The following is a 14727-nucleotide window of genomic DNA, read 5'->3' as shown; positions in this document are numbered from 1 at the left end:
GGCCGGGCCGATGACGGGAGGCCGAGGGACGGCGACGAAAAGCCTCCCCCGCCGGGATTCACCCGTACGGAGGAGGCCTGAGAGGTGGAGGTGACGGCCGGTCAGACGCGCACGCCGAACATGAACGGCATGTTGTTGATCGACTCGTAGCGCACGTTGGCGCCGGGCTTCGGGGCGTGCAGGATCTGCCCGTTGCCCGCGTAGAGGCCGACGTGGTGCAGGTCGCCGTAGAAGAAGACCAGGTCTCCGGGGGCGAGCTGGCTCTGGGAGATGCGGGTGCCCGCGTTCGCCTGGGACTGCGAGGTGCGCGGCAGGGAGACGCCGGCCTGGCTGTAGGCCCAGGAGGTCAGCCCGGAGCAGTCGAAGGAACTCGGGCCGGTCGCGCCCCAGACGTAGGGCGAGCCGAGCTTGGACTTGGCCGCGCCGAGGGCGGCCGAGGCGCGCTGCGTGGCGGAGGCCGAGCTGCCGAGGTCCACACGGGCCGAGGAGGCCCGGTTGGCGCGCTCCTCCTCCCTGGCGAGCTCGGCGCGCTCCTGCGCGGTGAGGGTGTTCAGCAGCCGCTGGGCCTCGGCGAGCTTGCCCTGGATCTTCTTCTTCTTGTCGCCGAGCTCCTTGCGGGTGTCCTCCAGGTCCTTCAGCTTCTCGGAGGCCTCCTCGCGCTGCTGCGAGAGGGTCCGCTGCTTGGACTGGATCTTCTTCAGCGCGCCGGCCTGCTTGCTGCCGAGCTGGTCGAGCGCGGAGGCCTTGGCCAAGTAGCTGTCGGGGTCGGAGGAGAGGAACAGCTGAAGGGAGGGGTCGAGGCCGCCGCTGCGGTACTGGGCCGTGGCCATCGAACCGAGGCTGTCGCGCAGGTCGTTCAGCTCTCCCTGACCGCTTGCGACGCTGTCCTGGAGATTGCCGACCTGCTTCTGCAGCTCCTCCTGCTTCTCCTTCGCGCCGTTGTACTTCTCCGTGGCGTGCTCGGCCTCTTCGTAGAGCTTGTCGACCTTGGCCTTGACCTCGTCCTTGGTCGGCTTGGGGTCGGCCTGGGCCGTCTGGGATGTCAGTGCGACCGCCGCCGCTGCGGTCGCGGTGAGCACGGTCACACGTGCGCGGTTCGGCTGCTTGGGTCGACGGTGGGACGCCACTGGGGCGAGCTCCTTCTTCCTCAGCCGCCTGCCGGGAGTGACCGGGGCCACCCGGCTCCGCGATGAGCGCCGCGGATTCGGCGGTTCCTCCGCTGTCACCCCGGTTGGGTGATCAACTGCGCAGAGGTTCGGGCCAGACACTAGCCATGCGGGGTGATCGCTTCAAATCCTCATAGGAAAAATCTCGCCCGTCGGCCACATCCTTTACCATCGCTCCACTGTCGGCTACCGCGGCCTGACGCTGAGTGCCGCCCCGGGCGAACATTCCGGGCACGCGGGGGGAGGTGACGGGGCGTCCGGTACGGACCGGACGGCGCGCCGGGCGTCAGGTGCGGCCGAGCCTGCGCAGCAGCAGCACCGAGGCCACCGGACGGGCTCCGGCCGCGGCCACCCCGTCGGCCACCTCGCGGTCGGCGGAGACGACGACCACCGGACGGCCGGGCGGCTCGGCGCGTACCAGACGCCGGATCAGCTCGTCGGCGGTCTGCCCGGGTTTGCTGAACAGCACCCGCACCCCCCGCGGTGGCGCCAGCAGCACCGGGGCCGACAGCTCCGCCCCGTCGAAGACACAGGTCACCTCGGCGCCGGTCTGGGCCGCCAGCCCCGCCAGTCCGCCCAGCAGCCGCAGCCGCTGCTTCTCCAGGGGCAGCGACGGATAGCCGGTCTTGGTGACGTTGTAGCCGTCCACCACCAGATGCGCCTGGGGCAGTGCCAGCAACTGGTCCAGCAGCGCGGGGTCCTCCTCGGACAGGGCCCGCCGGGCGATGTCCTTCGGCGTCATCCGGCCCGGCTCGACCGCGTCCACGGTCTCGGCCGGACGGTGCGTGGCCGGCGGCAGGGCCAGTTCGCGCCGCAGCCCCTGGGCGGCGTCCAGCACCGTGTCCAGCAGCAGCCGCAGGCGCATGTCCTCCACACTGCGCCCCTCGCGCACCACGCGGCGGCCGGCCTCCAGAGCCGCCTCCGCCTCCGCCAGCCGCGACCGCAGCCTGCGCGCCTCGCTCTCGGCGGCGGCCCTCTCCGCGACGGCCGCGGTCCGCGCCTCCTCCAGCTCGGCCCGCACCTTGCGCACCGCGGCCTCGCCGCGCTTGACGTCACTGAGCGCGCTGCGCAGCCTGCGGTGCAGGGAGTCGGTCTCCTTGCGGACGGCGTCCAGTTCCGCGCGGAGCCCCTCGGTGTGGGCGCGCTCGGCGGCCCGGGCCTGCGCCAGTTCCTCGCGGAGCCGGGCCAGTTCCCGCTCCGCCTCCTCGCCGGCGCGTTCGGCCTGCGTCCGCTGGGCCTCCTCGGTCGCGGCGGTGACGAGCTTGGGCCAGCCCTCCGGCCGCAGCACGTAGGCGACCGCGGCCACGTCCACGGGATCGGCGGCGGCCGGGAACGTACCGCCCCGGACGGAGGCGGCCAGTTCCGGCAGCGCCTCGCACAGCCGGTCGGCGATGCGCTGCCGGAAGGCCGGGTCGCTCTCCAGGGCGGCGGCCATCGCGTTGCCCGCGAACCTGACCCGCCGCTGGGGGGTGAAACGGGCGTACTGCCGCAGGGGGACGGGGAGTTCGGCGACGGTGAGGCCGCCGAGCGCGTCACCCGTCAGCGCCACCACCCGGCGGCGCACCTTCTCGGGCAGCGGGCGGTCGAGCGCCTCCTCGCCGGGCTCCCCCGGTCCGCGCTCACCACCCGTCCGTTCCACCACGGTTCACACCCGCCCGTCGTCACACCTGCGCGCCGGAGCTGGGACGGTCCACCAGTTCGACCTGGTCCACCGCGTTGCACCAGCGACAGCGCACCGACTCGATCGTCTCACTGAGCACCTCGCGCTCCTCCACCCTCGGTTCCCCGGCCAGGTCCAGATGGACGTACTCCACCACCTTGCTGGAGCGCGTCACATCGAAGCGGGTGAGGTTGCCGCACATCGTGCAGCGCCACCGCGATCCTTCGTTCGGTCGGGGAACCGGCATCATCCTGTCCTCTCCTCGGTCTTCCCGCGCCGCCGGCGCCGGCGGCGGCGCGTCCACTGCCGCGTTTCGTCTCGGTCCTGCCGTCTTCCTGCCGTCGTACTGCCACCCCGCCGTCTTCCGGCGCTCTTCGGTACCCGGGTGACCCGGACGCCGGAAGACGCTCACGTGGTGCGCGTACCCCGGGCATCCGGCCGGGGGTATCCCCGCAACCCTACGGCCTGGCGGCCGCCCGGCGCGCCGCGGCGGGGGCCCGTATCCGCTCCGGCACCGCCCGCGGGGCCGGTCCGCCCCCGCGTCCCACGGCACCCCCGCCCCCATGGGCACGCCGCCGGCGGCGGCTACAGTGAGCGGGCCGGTTCCGCCTGTGGTTGGGACCACGAGAACGAAAGGCCCGCCGAGGCGCCGCCGCGGCCCCTCCCCCGTAGAAGGGAAAACCGTGATCACCTCGATCGTGCTCATCAGGACCAGTACCGACCGCATCCCGGAGATCGCCGAGCAGATCGCCGCGCTGGAGGGGGTCAGCGAGGTCTACTCGGTGACCGGCGCCCACGACCTGATCGCCATGGTGCGCGTGGCCCAGCACGACGATCTCGCGGAGGTCATCCCGGGCCGCATCAGCAAGGTTCCCGGTGTGGAGTCCACCGAGACCCACATCGCCTTCCGGACCTACTCCCAGCACGATCTGGAGGCCGCCTTCGCCATCGGGCTCGATTCCTGAGACCCGCGGGCCGCCGGAAGCGGCCGGTCGGGTCGGGCCCCGGCACACGCGGTGTGCCGGGGCCGTGCCGTCCGCTCCTCCCGGCGGCCCGCCAGGGCCTCCCTGCGGGCTCCCCGCGGGAGGCCCTGGCGGGCCGCACCCGGGGGCGGGGCGGGGGCGCGCGGCCTCAGGTGTTGCTGGCCGCCACCCAGCGCTCCAGCGCCGCCCTGGCCGCGCCGGAGTCGATGGAGTGGGCGGCCCGCTCCATGCCCGCGGCGATCTGCTCGGCCAGCGGCGCCCCGGTGGGCTCCAGGGCGGCCAGGGCGGCCGCGGAGTTCAGCAGTACGGCGTCCCGCACCGGCCCCTCCTCCCCCTCCAGCAGCCGCCGGGCCACGTCCGCGTTGTAGGCGGCGTCCGCACCGCGCAGCGCCTCCAGCGGCACCAGGGGGATGCCGACGTCGCGCGGGTCGAAGGTCTCGCTGCGGACCTCGCCGCCTTGGACCACCCACACCGTCGAGGTGCCCGTCACCGTCAGCTCGTCCAGGCCGTCGTCGCCGCGGAAGACCAGCGCGGACGTACCCCGCTCGGCGAGCACGCCCGCCATGATCGGCGCCATCCGGGCGTCGGCGACACCGGTGGCCTGGGCCTTCACCCGGGCCGGGTTGGTCAGGGGGCCGAGGAAGTTGAAGGTGGTCGCCACGCCCAGCTCCCTGCGGGCCGCGGCCACGTGGCGCAGCGCGGGGTGGAACCTCACCGCGAAGCAGAAGGTGATCCCGGCCTCGTGCGCGACCTCGGCGACCCGTTCGGGGCTGAGGTCCAGGTTCACGCCCAGCTTCTCCAGGACGTCCGAGGAGCCGGAGGCGCTGGAGGCCGCACGGTTGCCGTGCTTGACCACGCGCGCGCCCGTGCCGGCCACCACGATCGCGGACATCGTCGAGATGTTCACCGTTCTGGCCCGGTCGCCGCCGGTGCCGACGATGTCGACGGACGGACCGGGCACCTCGATCACGTTGGCGTGCTCGTACATCGCGCGGACCAGTCCGGTGACCTCGTCGACCGTCTCGCCCTTGGCGCGCAGCGCCACCGCGAACCCGGCGATCTGGGCGTCGGTCGCCTCGCCGCGCATGATCTGGTCCATCGCCCAGGCGGTGCTCCCGGTGGGCAGGTCCTCGCCGGCCAGCAGGGCGCTCAGCACGTCCGGCCAGGTGCGCGCCGCCACGGTGTCGCCTCCGGTGGTCGTAGCAGCGCTCATGGGAATCACTCCTGGCGTGGTCGGATGCGGGGGCGGCCGGATCGGCTCGGCGGCCCGCAGCCAGCCTAACGGCGCGCCGCGGCGTCCACGGCCGCTGCCCGCAGTCCGGACACCCGCGACGCCGAGGGCCCCGGCCCTCCCTGAGGAGGACCGGGGCCCGGGGTGTGGCGACACCCGGTACCGGACTCGGCGGCCGTGACTCAGTGGCCGTGGCTGTGGCCGCTGGTGAGCTCCTTGAACTCCTCCGCGGTCGGCTTGGCGACCTGATTGCCCTCGCCGTAGTAGCCCCGGCTGAGCCTGGCACGGAGCTTCTGGACGGGGCCGATCTTGCGCCGTACGCCGTTCTCGTCCGTCTCCGGGCCGATCTCCAGCGGCTTGTACTGCTCGTGCGCGGTGAGCGTGTGCAGCTGCTCCTGGGAGAGCGGCTCGTGCACCTCGACGAACTCACCGTGCGGCAGCCGCTTGATGATGCCGCTCTCGCGGCCGTGCAGCACCTTCTCGCGGTCGCGCCGCTGCAGACCCAGGCAGATCCGCTTGGTGATGATGAAGACCACCACGGGCACCACGAAGAAGCCGATCCGGACGAACCAGGTGATGGCGTTGATCGACAGGTGGAAGTGGGTCGCCCACAGGTCGTTGCCGCCACCGACCAGCAGCAGGAAGTACAGGCTGATCCAGGCCGCGCCGAACGCGGTGCGCGTCGGGGCGTTGCGCGGGCGGTCCAGGATGTGGTGCTCGCGCTTGTCACCGGTGATCCAGGACTCGATGAACGGGTACACCGCGATCGAGGTGAGGACCAGCGGGAAGATGATCACCAGCGGGATGGCCACGCCCAGGTTGAGGGTGTAGCCGCCGGGCAGCACCATCTCCCACGCGGGCATCGCGCGGATCAGTCCCTCGGAGAAGCCCATGTACCAGTCTGGCTGCGCGTTGGTGGACACCTGGTCCGGCCGGTACGGGCCCAGCACCCAGATCGGGTTGATGGTGAACGTCGCGGCGATGACCGAGATGACGCCGAAGACCAGGAAGAAGAAGCCTCCCGCCTTGGCCATGTAGACCGGCAGCAGCGGCATGCCGACGACGTTCTTCTCGGTCCGTCCGGGACCGGCGAACTGGGTGTGCTTGTGGTAGAAGACCAGGATCAGATGTGCCACCACCAGGCCCAGCATGATGCCGGGCAGCAGCAGGACGTGGGCGACGAAGAACCGCGGGATGATCTCCGTTCCCGGGAACTCCCCGCCGAAGAGGAAGAAGGCGAGGTAGGTGCCGACCACCGGCACGGACAGGACCGCGCCCTCCATGAACCGGACACCGGTGCCCGAGAGCAGGTCGTCCGGCAGGGAGTAGCCGGTGAAGCCGGTGAACATGCCCAGCACCAGCAGCAGGAAGCCGAACAGCCAGTTGATCTCGCGCGGCTTGCGGAACGCGCCGGTGAAGAAGACGCGCATCATGTGGACGAACATGCCCACCAGGAACATCAGCGCGGCCCAGTGGTGGATCTGCCGCACGAGCAGACCGCCGCGGACGTCGAAGCTGATGTCCAGGGTGGTGGCGTACGCCTGCGACATGTGCACACCCTGCATGGGCACGTAGGCGCCGTGGTACTCCACCTCGGCCATGCTCGGGTTGAAGAACAGCGTCAGGTAGACACCGGTCAGGATGATGATGATGAAGGTGTAGAGGCAGATCTCTCCGAGCATGAAGGACCAGTGGTCCGGAAAGATCTTGCGCATGTTGGCCTTGGCCAGGCTGTAGATGCCCAGCCGGCCGTCGGCCCAGTCCGCGACCCGCTCGCCGGCGGGTGCCTTGCCCCGGCGCTTCGGGGCGTCGCCTGCAGTACTCATCCGCGCTCCCAGAAGCTCGGGCCGACGGGCTCCGCGAAGTCGCCCTGCGCCTCGAGGTAGCCGTCTTCGTTGACACTGATCCGCAGCTGCGGCAGGGGGTGGCCGGCCGGGCCGAAGATCACCCGCGCGCCGTCGGCCAGGTCGAACGTCGACTGGTGGCACGGGCACAGCACGTGGTGGGTCTGCTGCTCGTACAGGGTGACCGGGCAGCCGACGTGGGTGCAGATCCTGGAGTAGGCCACGATGCCCTCGTGGGACCAGTCCAGCTCCTGCTTGTCCTTGATGTCCTTCGGCTCCAGGCGCACGAGCATCACCGCGGCCTTGGCGATCTCCGCCATGAACTCGTGGGTGCCCTCCTCCAGGCCCTCGGGCTTGGCGAAGACCAGGGAACCGACGGTGATGTCCTCGGGACGCAGCGGCTCGTCGGTGTTCTGGTTGACGAGCAGCTTGCCCCTCTCCCAGGCGGTGTGGCGCAGCTTGTCCTCGGGCAGCGGGCCGAGGTCGCGCAGCAGCACCACGCCGGACAGCGGCACCACGGCCAGCGCGCCGAACATGGTGTTGCGGATCAGCTTGCGGCGGCCGAGCTGCGACTCCTTGGCGCCCTGGGAGAAGTCGGCGAGGACCTGCGTGCGGGTCGGCTCGTCCGCCTCGATCGGGTGGCGCTCGCCGATCAGCTCGTGGTCCGACATCAGCGTGCGTCCCCAGTGGACCGCGCCGGCGCCGATGCAGAACAGGGCGATGCCCAGCGTCATGCCCAGCGAGAAGTTCAGGGCGCTGATCTCACCGAGCGGCCAGATGAAGACGTACTGGTCGATCGGGAAGATCACATAGGAGGCGATGAAGCCGATGGTGGCCAGGATCGAGACCGTGAACAGCAGGGCGACGGTGCGCTCGGAACGCTTGGCGGCCCGCTCGTCGATGTCCTGGACACGCGGCTCGTGGGGCGGCAGCCCCGGGTCGGCGAACGGGTTCTGCGCCCTGGTCGCCGCCTCGCCGTGGGTGCTCTCGCGCCCTTCCGGCAGGTTCTCGTCTGGCACGTCGTGGGATCCGGTGTGGCTACTCATGACTTCCTGGCCTTGGCGGTACGCGCCGCGACCCACACGGCGACGCCGATCAGAAGAGCGAGGACGATCGTCCACGCGAACATGCCTTCGGCGACCGGGCCGAAGCCGCCCAGCTTGAAGCCGCCGGGAGACTTCTCGTCCTCACCCTGGACATCGTTGACGTAGGCGATGATCTCCCGCTTCTCCTCCTCGGGCAGCACCGAGTCGGGGAAGACGGGCATGTTCTGCGGGCCGGTCAGCATCGCCTCGTAGATGTGCTTGTCGGAGACACCGTCGAGCGAGGGAGCGTACTTGCCGTTGGTGAGGGCGCCGCCCTCACCGGTGAAGTTGTGGCACTGCGCGCAGTTGGTGCGGAACAGCTCGCCGCCCGCGGCGCTGTCGGCACCCGCGGGGTCGTACTGCTCCTCGGTCGGGATGCTCGGACCGGGGCCCAGCGAGGCGACGTACGCCGCGAGCTGGTCGATCTGCGCCTGCGTGTAGACCTGCGGCTTCTTGGGCGCCTGGGCGCCCGGGGACTGGGCCGGCATGCGGCCGGTGCCCACCTGGAAGTCCACGGCCGCGGCGCCGACGCCCACGAGGGTGGGGCCGTCACTCGTGCCCTGGCCGCCGGTTCCGTGGCAACTGGAGCAGCCGGTGGCGTAGAGCTTCTCGCCCTCCTCGATGGCGAGAGACTGCGAGGACGCGGCCGAGGTGTCGGCCTTCGCCTCGTCCGCGGGGGCGAACGCGGCGTACAGCCCCCCGGTGGCCGCCAGCGCGAAGAGTAGGACGACGAGCGCCGCCAGCGGATGGCGCCGTCGTGCGGAGAGCTTTTTCACGGATTACCCCGGTGTCAGGATCTTCTGCGTCGATGCTTCTGGCTGTACTGCCTGATCACTTGATCAGGTAGATGGTGGCGAAGAGGCCGATCCAGACGACATCGACGAAGTGCCAGTAATAGGACACCACGATGGCCGCGGTGGCCTGGTGGTGCGTGAAGCGCCGTGCCATGTACGTCCTGCCGAGGACGAACAGGAAGGCGATCAGGCCGCCCGTCACGTGGAGGCCGTGGAAGCCGGTGGTCAGGTAGAACGCCGACCCGTACGGCCCCGAGGAGATGGAGACGCCCTCGTGGACCAGCTCGGTGTACTCGAAGACCTGGCCGCCGATGAAGATCGCACCCATGACGAACGTGATCACGAACCACAGGCGCAGCCTCTTCACGTCACCGCGCTCGGCGGCGAAGACGCCGAGCTGGCAGGTCAGGGAGGAGAGCACCAGGATCGTGGTGTTCGTCGCCGCGAACGGGAGGTTCAGGATGTCCGCCCGTTCCGTCCAGTATTCGGCTCCCGTCACCGACCGGAGGGTGAAGTACATCGCGAAGAGGGCCGCGAAGAACATCAGCTCGGAACTCAACCAGATGATGGTCCCGACGCTGGTGAGGTTCGGCCTGTTGACCGACGGGTGCGCGTGCCCGGTATCTACTGCTGTTGCTGTCGCCACGCCGACATTATGTCGGTCGCTTATCCGGCCCTCACCCCGGGGGGTCCTGTTCGGTGTGTCAACCTCCCATGTCCTGCTCAGACAGCCCATCCCCGGGCCTTCCGGATCCCTGACGCGACGGGCCGGGACGGAGTAGCATCCGCCAACGACGGCATACACGGCCCGCAGGTCCGTGGCTCCACGGACCCGTGGACCTCTGAGCCACCCCGAGACACCCCGAGACGCCCCCGGCGGGCGTCCCCGAGGACACGGAGGAACCATGCAGCCGACCGCCACGGTGCTGGTCTACAGCGACGACGCCAACACCCGCGAGCAGGTGCGGCTGGCCGCCGGGCGCCGACCGGCCGCCGACGTGCCGCGGGTCGAGTACGTGGAGTGCGCCACGCTTCCCGCCGTGCTCACGGCCCTGGAGGAGGGCGGCATCGACGTCTGCGTCCTGGACGGCGAGGCGGTGCCCGCCGGCGGGATGGGCGTGTGCCGCCAGATCAAGGACGAGATCTTCGACTGCCCGCCCGTACTGCTGCTGATCGGCCGCCCGCAGGACGCCTGGCTCGCGACCTGGAGCCGGGCGGAGGCCGCCGTCGCGCACCCGGTGGACCCGGTGCTCCTGGCCGACGCCCTGGCCGGGCTGCTGCGCCGCGACGAGCACGCGGCCGCCTGAGAGCCCGCCCGCGGGCAGGGGCCGCTGCCGGCACCTCGGGGTGCCGGCAGCGGCCCCTGCCTCTTTCGGGTGATCTGTGCTCCTTCCGTCCCGGTCAGCCCAGGGCGCTGCCCTCGCGCCACTGCTGCCAGGAGAGGTTCCAGTCGCCGAGGCCGTTGCCGAAGGCCGGCATCCTCGGCCCGTCTCCTCCCACGTACCGGACGACGTCGCCCTGGCGGACGTTGTCGAAGAACCAGCGGGCGTTCTCCATGCTCATGCCCGTGCAGCCGTGGCTGACGTTGTCCTTGCCGTGGTGCGCCGCCGACCAGGGCGCGGCGTGGACGAACTCGCCGCTGTCGGTGAGCTGCACGGCCCAGCGGACGTCCAGGTCGTAGGAGTCGGCGCTGCCCGCCGGGATGCCGATGCTGGTGCCTGTCATGCGTACGGCGGCCTGTCGGCCGAGCACCACCTTGACGCCCTCGCGGGTGCGGAACCCGGGCTTGCCGGTGGTGACCGGGATGGTCCGGACGGCCTCGCCGTTCTTCCGGACGGTCATCTTCGTTTTGTCGATGTCCACGACGGCCTCGACGCGGTCGCCGGTCCGGATGCGCACCGGCTCCGCCTTCCCGCCGCGCAGCCCGTCCCTGATCCACACGCCCTCCAGGCTGCCGCGCACCTCGACGGTGGCGTGCGCGGGCCAGTAGGAGCGCGGGCGGTAGTGGAGTGTGTGGTCGTCCATCCAGCGCCAGGAGCCCTCGACGGCGGGCGAGGACTCCACCCTCAGCGCGCGTTCCACGATCGCTCGCTGACGGGCGTCCCTGACCGGCCGGCTGAGTTCGGCGGTGATGGGCTGGCCGACGCCGTAGGTGCCGTTGTCCGGCCCGAGGTCCACCTCCAGCCTCTTGCCGCCGGTCGCCGGCCGGGTGGTGAATCCGGCGGTGCGGCGGCCCTGGGAGCCGTCGCCGCGCTCGGTGCTGACGACGACGGTGTAGCGCATGGCGCCGGCCGGCGGGGTGTCACTGCGCCAGCGGGAGCCGTCGGCGGTCAGCTCGCCCTCCAGGCGGCGGCCCGCCGTGTCGACCGCCCGCACGTCCGTGATGCGGTTGCCGTCGCGGGCGGTGATCTCCAGGGGCTTGTCCGGGTCCGCGGCACGGTCCTTCCCGCCGGTGTTCAGCGAGACGTGCGCGGTGGCGTCGTAGGGGGCCGCGTCCTGAGGCCGCTCGCCGCTGCTGCACGCGGTGGGTCCCACCGCGAGCGGCGCGAGTATCAGGAAGCAGATCATTGCCGTCCTGCGTGATCCACGACTCATGCTGCCACGGTAGGAACGCTGCTCGGAACGGACGAGCCGGACACGTACGAACGGGTCATCTCCGGAGTGTGTCCGGAGATGACCCGTGCGTAAGGGGGTAGGGCTACTGGTTCCCTACCGGTTCACTGGTTCTGGTTCTCGCCGTGGTAGTACTCCAGGACCCAGCCGAACAGACCGATGAGCAGCAGCGGCGCGGAGATGTAGACCAGCCACCAGCCGATGGCCACGCCGAGGAAGGCGAACGCCCCGCCCGCGGCCAGGACGAGCGGCTGCCAGCTGTGCGGGCTGAAGAAGCCCAGCTCGCCGGCGTCGTCGGCGACGTCCGCGTCCTTGTTGTCCTGCGCTCCGGTGTCCACCCGCCGGGCGGTGAAGGCCAGGTAGTAGCCGACCATGATCGACAGGCCGAAGGCCATGAAGAGCGCCGTGGTGCCGACCGGCTCCTTGGCCCAGAAGCCGTAGATGACGGCGACGGCCAGGATGAAGACCGACAGCCAGATGAACATGCGTCCCTGGATCTTCACTTGCCGGCCTCCTTGGCACCGGAGAGGGCCGGGCCCTCGGGACCTTCGGTGTTCTCGAGCTGGTCGAGGGCCGCGATCTCCGGGTGGTGCAGGTCGAACGCCGGGGATTCGGAGCGGATCCGCGGCAGGGAGACGAAGTTGTGCCGCGGCGGCGGGCAGGAGGTCGCCCACTCCAGCGAGCGTCCGTAGCCCCACGGGTCGTCCACGGCGACCTTCGGCGCGTACTTCGCCGTCTTCCAGACGTTGTAGAAGAACGGCAGCATCGACATGCCCAGCAGGAACGAGCTGATCGTCGAGAAGGTGTTCAGCGCGGTGTAGCCGTCGGCCGCCAGGTAGTCGGAGTACCGGCGCGGCATGCCCTCCGCGCCCAGCCAGTGCTGGACCAGGAAGGTGCCGTGGAAGCCGATGAACAGCGTCCAGAAGGTGATCTTGCCGAGCCGCTCGTCGAGCATCTTCCCGGTGAACTTCGGCCACCAGAAGTGGAAGCCGGCGAACATCGCGAAGACGACCGTGCCGAAGACCACGTAGTGGAAGTGCGCCACCACGAAGTAGCTGTCGGAGACGTGGAAGTCCAGCGGCGGAGAGGCCAGGATGACGCCGGTCAGACCGCCGAAGAGGAAGGTGATCAGGAAGCCGATCGTCCACAGCATCGGCGTCTCGAAGCTCAGCGAGCCCTTCCACATCGTGCCCAGCCAGTTGAAGAACTTCACACCGGTGGGCACCGCGATCAGGAACGTCATGAAGGCGAAGAACGGCAGCAGCACACCGCCGGTGACGTACATGTGGTGCGCCCACACGGTGATCGACAGACCCGCGATCGCGATCGTCGCGGCCACCAGGCCGATGTAGCCGAAGATCGGCTTGCGGCTGAAGACCGGGATGATCTCGGAGACGATGCCGAAGAACGGCAGCGCGATGATGTAGACCTCGGGGTGGCCGAAGAACCAGAACAGGTGCTGCCACAGCAGCGCGCCGCCGTTGGACGGGTCGAAGATGTGCGAGCCGAACTTGCGGTCGGCCTCAAGCGCGAAGAGCGCGGCGGCCAGCACCGGGAAGGCCAGCAGAACCAGGACACCGGTCAGCAGCACGTTCCAGGTGAAGATCGGCATCCGGAACATCGTCATGCCCGGGGCGCGCATGCAGATGATCGTGGTGATGAAGTTGACCGCGCCCAGGATCGTGCCGAATCCGGAGAGGGCCAGGCCCATGATCCACATGTCGCCGCCGACACCGGGGCTGTGGACGGCGTCGCTCAGCGGGGTGTAGGCGAACCAGCCGAAGCTGGCGGCGCCGTTGGGGGTGAGGAAGCCGCCGACCGCGATCAGCGAGCCGAAGGAGTAGAGCCAGTAGGCGAACATGTTCAGCCGCGGGAACGCCACGTCGGGCGCGCCGATCTGCAGCGGCATGATCCAGTTCGCGAAGCCGGCGAACAGCGGGGTGGCGAACATCAGCAGCATGATCGTGCCATGCATGGTGAACGCCTGGTTGAACTGCTCGTTCGACATGACCTGCAGGCCCGGACGGGCCAGCTCGGCACGCATCACCAGCGCCAGCACGCCGCCGACGCAGAAGAAGAAGAACGAGGTGACCAGGTAGAGCGTGCCGATCGTCTTGTGGTCGGTGGTGGTCAGCCACTGGATCACACGGTTGCCGCGCCGGCTGCGGCGCGGGGGCGCGGGGGTCGCCGCCGGCTGATCCGACGTCGCGGCGGCACCCCGGGATTCGTTGAGGATGCTCACGGGTTACTGGCCTTCTCGCTCTTGGCGGGCTCCGCCCGCCGGGATGTAGCCGGTCTGGCCCTTCTCCGCCAGTTCCTCCAGGTGCTGCTGGTAGCGCTCCGGGGAGACGACCTTCACGTTGAACAGCATCCGGGCGTGGTCCGTGCCGCACAGCTCGGCGCACTTGCCCAGGAAGGTGCCCTCCTTCTCGGGGGTCACCTCGAACTGGTTGGTGTGACCGGGGATGACGTCCTGCTTGAACAGGAAAGGCACCACCCAGAAGGAGTGGATGACGTCGCGCGAGGTCAGGATGAACCGGACCTTCTCGCCCTTGGGCAGCCACAGGGTGGGGCCGGGGTTGCCGGTCTGCGGGTTCCGGTCGCCCGGCGTGCCCACCGTGTAGACGCCCTCGGCGCCCTCGGGGACGGCCTTGAGCATGTCGGCGGGGATGCCGGAGAGCTCGTCGGCGTCCGTGTTGGACGTGGAGGCGTCACCGTCCACGTCCTCCAGGTAGTTGAAGCCCCAGCTCCACTGGTAGCCGACCACGTTGATCACGTGGTCCGGCTTCTCGGAAAGCTCCAGGAGCTTGGTCTCGTCACGGGCCGTGAAGTAGAAGAGCACCGAGATGATAATGAGCGGAACCACCGTGTACAACGCCTCGATGGGCATGTTGTACCGGGTCTGCGGGGGTACCTCGACCTTGGTCCTGGTGCGCCGGTAGACGATGACGCACCACAGGATCAGGCCCCACACCAGGACGCCCACCGCGAGCGCTGCCGCCCACGATCCCTGCCACAGGGAGAGGATCCGCGGCGCCTCCTCCGTGACCGGGGTGGGCATGCCGAGGCGGGGGAAGTCCTTGTATGTGCAACCGGTGGCGGTCGCCAGGACCAGGCCCGCAGCAAGCGCCTGCGGCAGCTTCCGCCGCATCGGGCGCCGCGACGAGCGGTCGGAGCCGTTGGGACTCACGTAGCGCCTTCCCGAGAGTCTCGCCCGCTCGGCCCGGGCTCGGCCGTGTGTGGTCGGGCGCCGGCCCTGGCGCGGGCAGGGGTTTGGATGTTTATGCGGACCAAACCCTACTGGACGCTATTTGGGGTCGCGCGGGGAGGGTGCCCAACGCGCCGCGCGGC

Annotated in this window: 14 protein-coding genes; 2 read left to right on the top strand and 12 right to left on the bottom strand. The window is 70.2% G+C overall.

What is annotated here, in order from left to right:
• Positions 1-101: 101 nt before the first annotated feature.
• The 3 genes from IQ279_RS01430 to IQ279_RS01420 all read right to left on the bottom strand — a co-directional run bounded on the left by IQ279_RS01430 (position 102) and on the right by IQ279_RS01420 (position 3073).
• Positions 102-1127 (bottom strand): C40 family peptidase, encoded by a 1026-nt coding sequence (locus tag IQ279_RS01430; RefSeq protein WP_206346392.1) that lies wholly within the window; start codon positions 1125-1127, stop codon positions 102-104.
• Between the two features lie 325 nt (positions 1128-1452).
• Positions 1453-2805, bottom strand: a complete 1353-nt coding sequence (locus IQ279_RS01425) for an NYN domain-containing protein (RefSeq protein WP_206346652.1) — start codon at positions 2803-2805, stop codon at positions 1453-1455.
• A gap of 22 nt (positions 2806-2827) precedes the next feature.
• Positions 2828-3073, bottom strand: a complete 246-nt coding sequence (locus IQ279_RS01420) for a hypothetical protein (protein WP_093848576.1) — start codon at positions 3071-3073, stop codon at positions 2828-2830.
• 436 nt (positions 3074-3509) lie between these two features.
• Here IQ279_RS01420 and IQ279_RS01415 point away from each other — a divergent pair, with 436 nt between their 5' ends.
• On the top strand, positions 3510-3791 hold the full coding sequence (locus IQ279_RS01415) for an Lrp/AsnC family transcriptional regulator (RefSeq protein WP_206346391.1): 282 nt from the start codon (positions 3510-3512) through the stop codon (positions 3789-3791).
• Positions 3792-3957: 166 nt separating this feature from the next.
• Here IQ279_RS01415 and trpD read toward each other — a convergent pair whose 3' ends face one another.
• The 5 genes from trpD to ctaE form a co-directional block, all read right to left on the bottom strand.
• The gene (gene trpD, locus IQ279_RS01410; protein WP_206346390.1) at positions 3958-5022 is read right to left on the bottom strand and encodes an anthranilate phosphoribosyltransferase; all 1065 of its coding nucleotides are present in this window, start codon (positions 5020-5022) and stop codon (positions 3958-3960) included.
• A 200-nt stretch (positions 5023-5222) separates the two neighbouring features.
• Positions 5223-6866: a cytochrome bc1 complex cytochrome b subunit gene (qcrB, locus tag IQ279_RS01405; RefSeq protein ID WP_206346389.1), complete on the bottom strand. Its 1644-nt coding sequence runs from the start codon at positions 6864-6866 to the stop codon at positions 5223-5225.
• Positions 6863-7930, bottom strand: a complete 1068-nt coding sequence (gene qcrA, locus IQ279_RS01400) for a cytochrome bc1 complex Rieske iron-sulfur subunit (protein ID WP_206346388.1) — start codon at positions 7928-7930, stop codon at positions 6863-6865. Before qcrA ends, qcrB begins: the two co-directional genes overlap by 4 nt.
• On the bottom strand, positions 7927-8745 hold the full coding sequence (gene qcrC / locus IQ279_RS01395; RefSeq protein WP_206346387.1) for a cytochrome bc1 complex diheme cytochrome c subunit: 819 nt from the start codon (positions 8743-8745) through the stop codon (positions 7927-7929). Before qcrC ends, qcrA begins: the two co-directional genes overlap by 4 nt.
• A gap of 55 nt (positions 8746-8800) precedes the next feature.
• Positions 8801-9409: an aa3-type cytochrome oxidase subunit III gene (gene ctaE, locus IQ279_RS01390; protein WP_206346386.1), complete on the bottom strand. Its 609-nt coding sequence runs from the start codon at positions 9407-9409 to the stop codon at positions 8801-8803.
• A 259-nt stretch (positions 9410-9668) separates the two neighbouring features.
• On the opposite strand from ctaE, the gene IQ279_RS01385 reads away from it, so the two are divergent.
• Positions 9669-10070 carry a hypothetical protein gene (locus tag IQ279_RS01385; protein ID WP_206346385.1) on the top strand — a complete coding sequence of 134 codons (402 nt, stop codon included), beginning with the start codon at positions 9669-9671 and terminating at the stop codon, positions 10068-10070.
• Between the two features lie 94 nt (positions 10071-10164).
• Here IQ279_RS01385 and IQ279_RS01380 read toward each other — a convergent pair whose 3' ends face one another.
• The 4 genes from IQ279_RS01380 to ctaC form a co-directional block, all read right to left on the bottom strand.
• Entirely contained in the window at positions 10165-11358 is a 1194-nt protein-coding gene (locus IQ279_RS01380; RefSeq protein WP_206346384.1) for a L,D-transpeptidase, read from the bottom strand.
• 122 nt (positions 11359-11480) lie between these two features.
• Positions 11481-11879 (bottom strand): cytochrome c oxidase subunit 4, encoded by a 399-nt coding sequence (locus tag IQ279_RS01375; RefSeq protein ID WP_206346383.1) that lies wholly within the window; start codon positions 11877-11879, stop codon positions 11481-11483.
• A complete protein-coding gene (gene ctaD, locus IQ279_RS01370) occupies positions 11876-13618 on the bottom strand; it encodes an aa3-type cytochrome oxidase subunit I (protein ID WP_206346382.1) in 1743 nt (580 codons plus the stop codon). The genes IQ279_RS01375 and ctaD overlap by 4 nt, the downstream gene beginning before the upstream one ends.
• Before the next feature lie 3 nt (positions 13619-13621).
• On the bottom strand, positions 13622-14566 hold the full coding sequence (ctaC, locus tag IQ279_RS01365; protein WP_206346381.1) for an aa3-type cytochrome oxidase subunit II: 945 nt from the start codon (positions 14564-14566) through the stop codon (positions 13622-13624).
• Between the last annotated feature and the right edge of the window lie 161 nt (positions 14567-14727).

It is taken from the genome of Streptomyces verrucosisporus (assembly GCF_017114865.1).
In the GTDB taxonomy this organism is placed as follows: domain Bacteria; phylum Actinomycetota; class Actinomycetes; order Streptomycetales; family Streptomycetaceae; genus Streptomyces; species Streptomyces fenghuangensis.
The sequence above is the reverse complement of the archived record's forward strand: the minus strand, read 5'-3'. Positions and strand labels throughout refer to the sequence as shown.

Coding starts and splice junctions, on each gene's coding strand:
- IQ279_RS01420 (WP_093848576.1), bottom strand. CDS start 3,073: ATGCCGGTTCCCCGACCGAACGAAGGATCGCGGTGGCGCTGCACGATG.
- trpD (WP_206346390.1), bottom strand. CDS start 5,022: ATGAGCGCTGCTACGACCACCGGAGGCGACACCGTGGCGGCGCGCACC.
- qcrB (WP_206346389.1), bottom strand. CDS start 6,866: ATGAGTACTGCAGGCGACGCCCCGAAGCGCCGGGGCAAGGCACCCGCC.
- qcrA (WP_206346388.1), bottom strand. CDS start 7,930: ATGAGTAGCCACACCGGATCCCACGACGTGCCAGACGAGAACCTGCCG.
- IQ279_RS01385 (WP_206346385.1), top strand. CDS start 9,669: ATGCAGCCGACCGCCACGGTGCTGGTCTACAGCGACGACGCCAACACC.
- IQ279_RS01380 (WP_206346384.1), bottom strand. CDS start 11,358: ATGAGTCGTGGATCACGCAGGACGGCAATGATCTGCTTCCTGATACTC.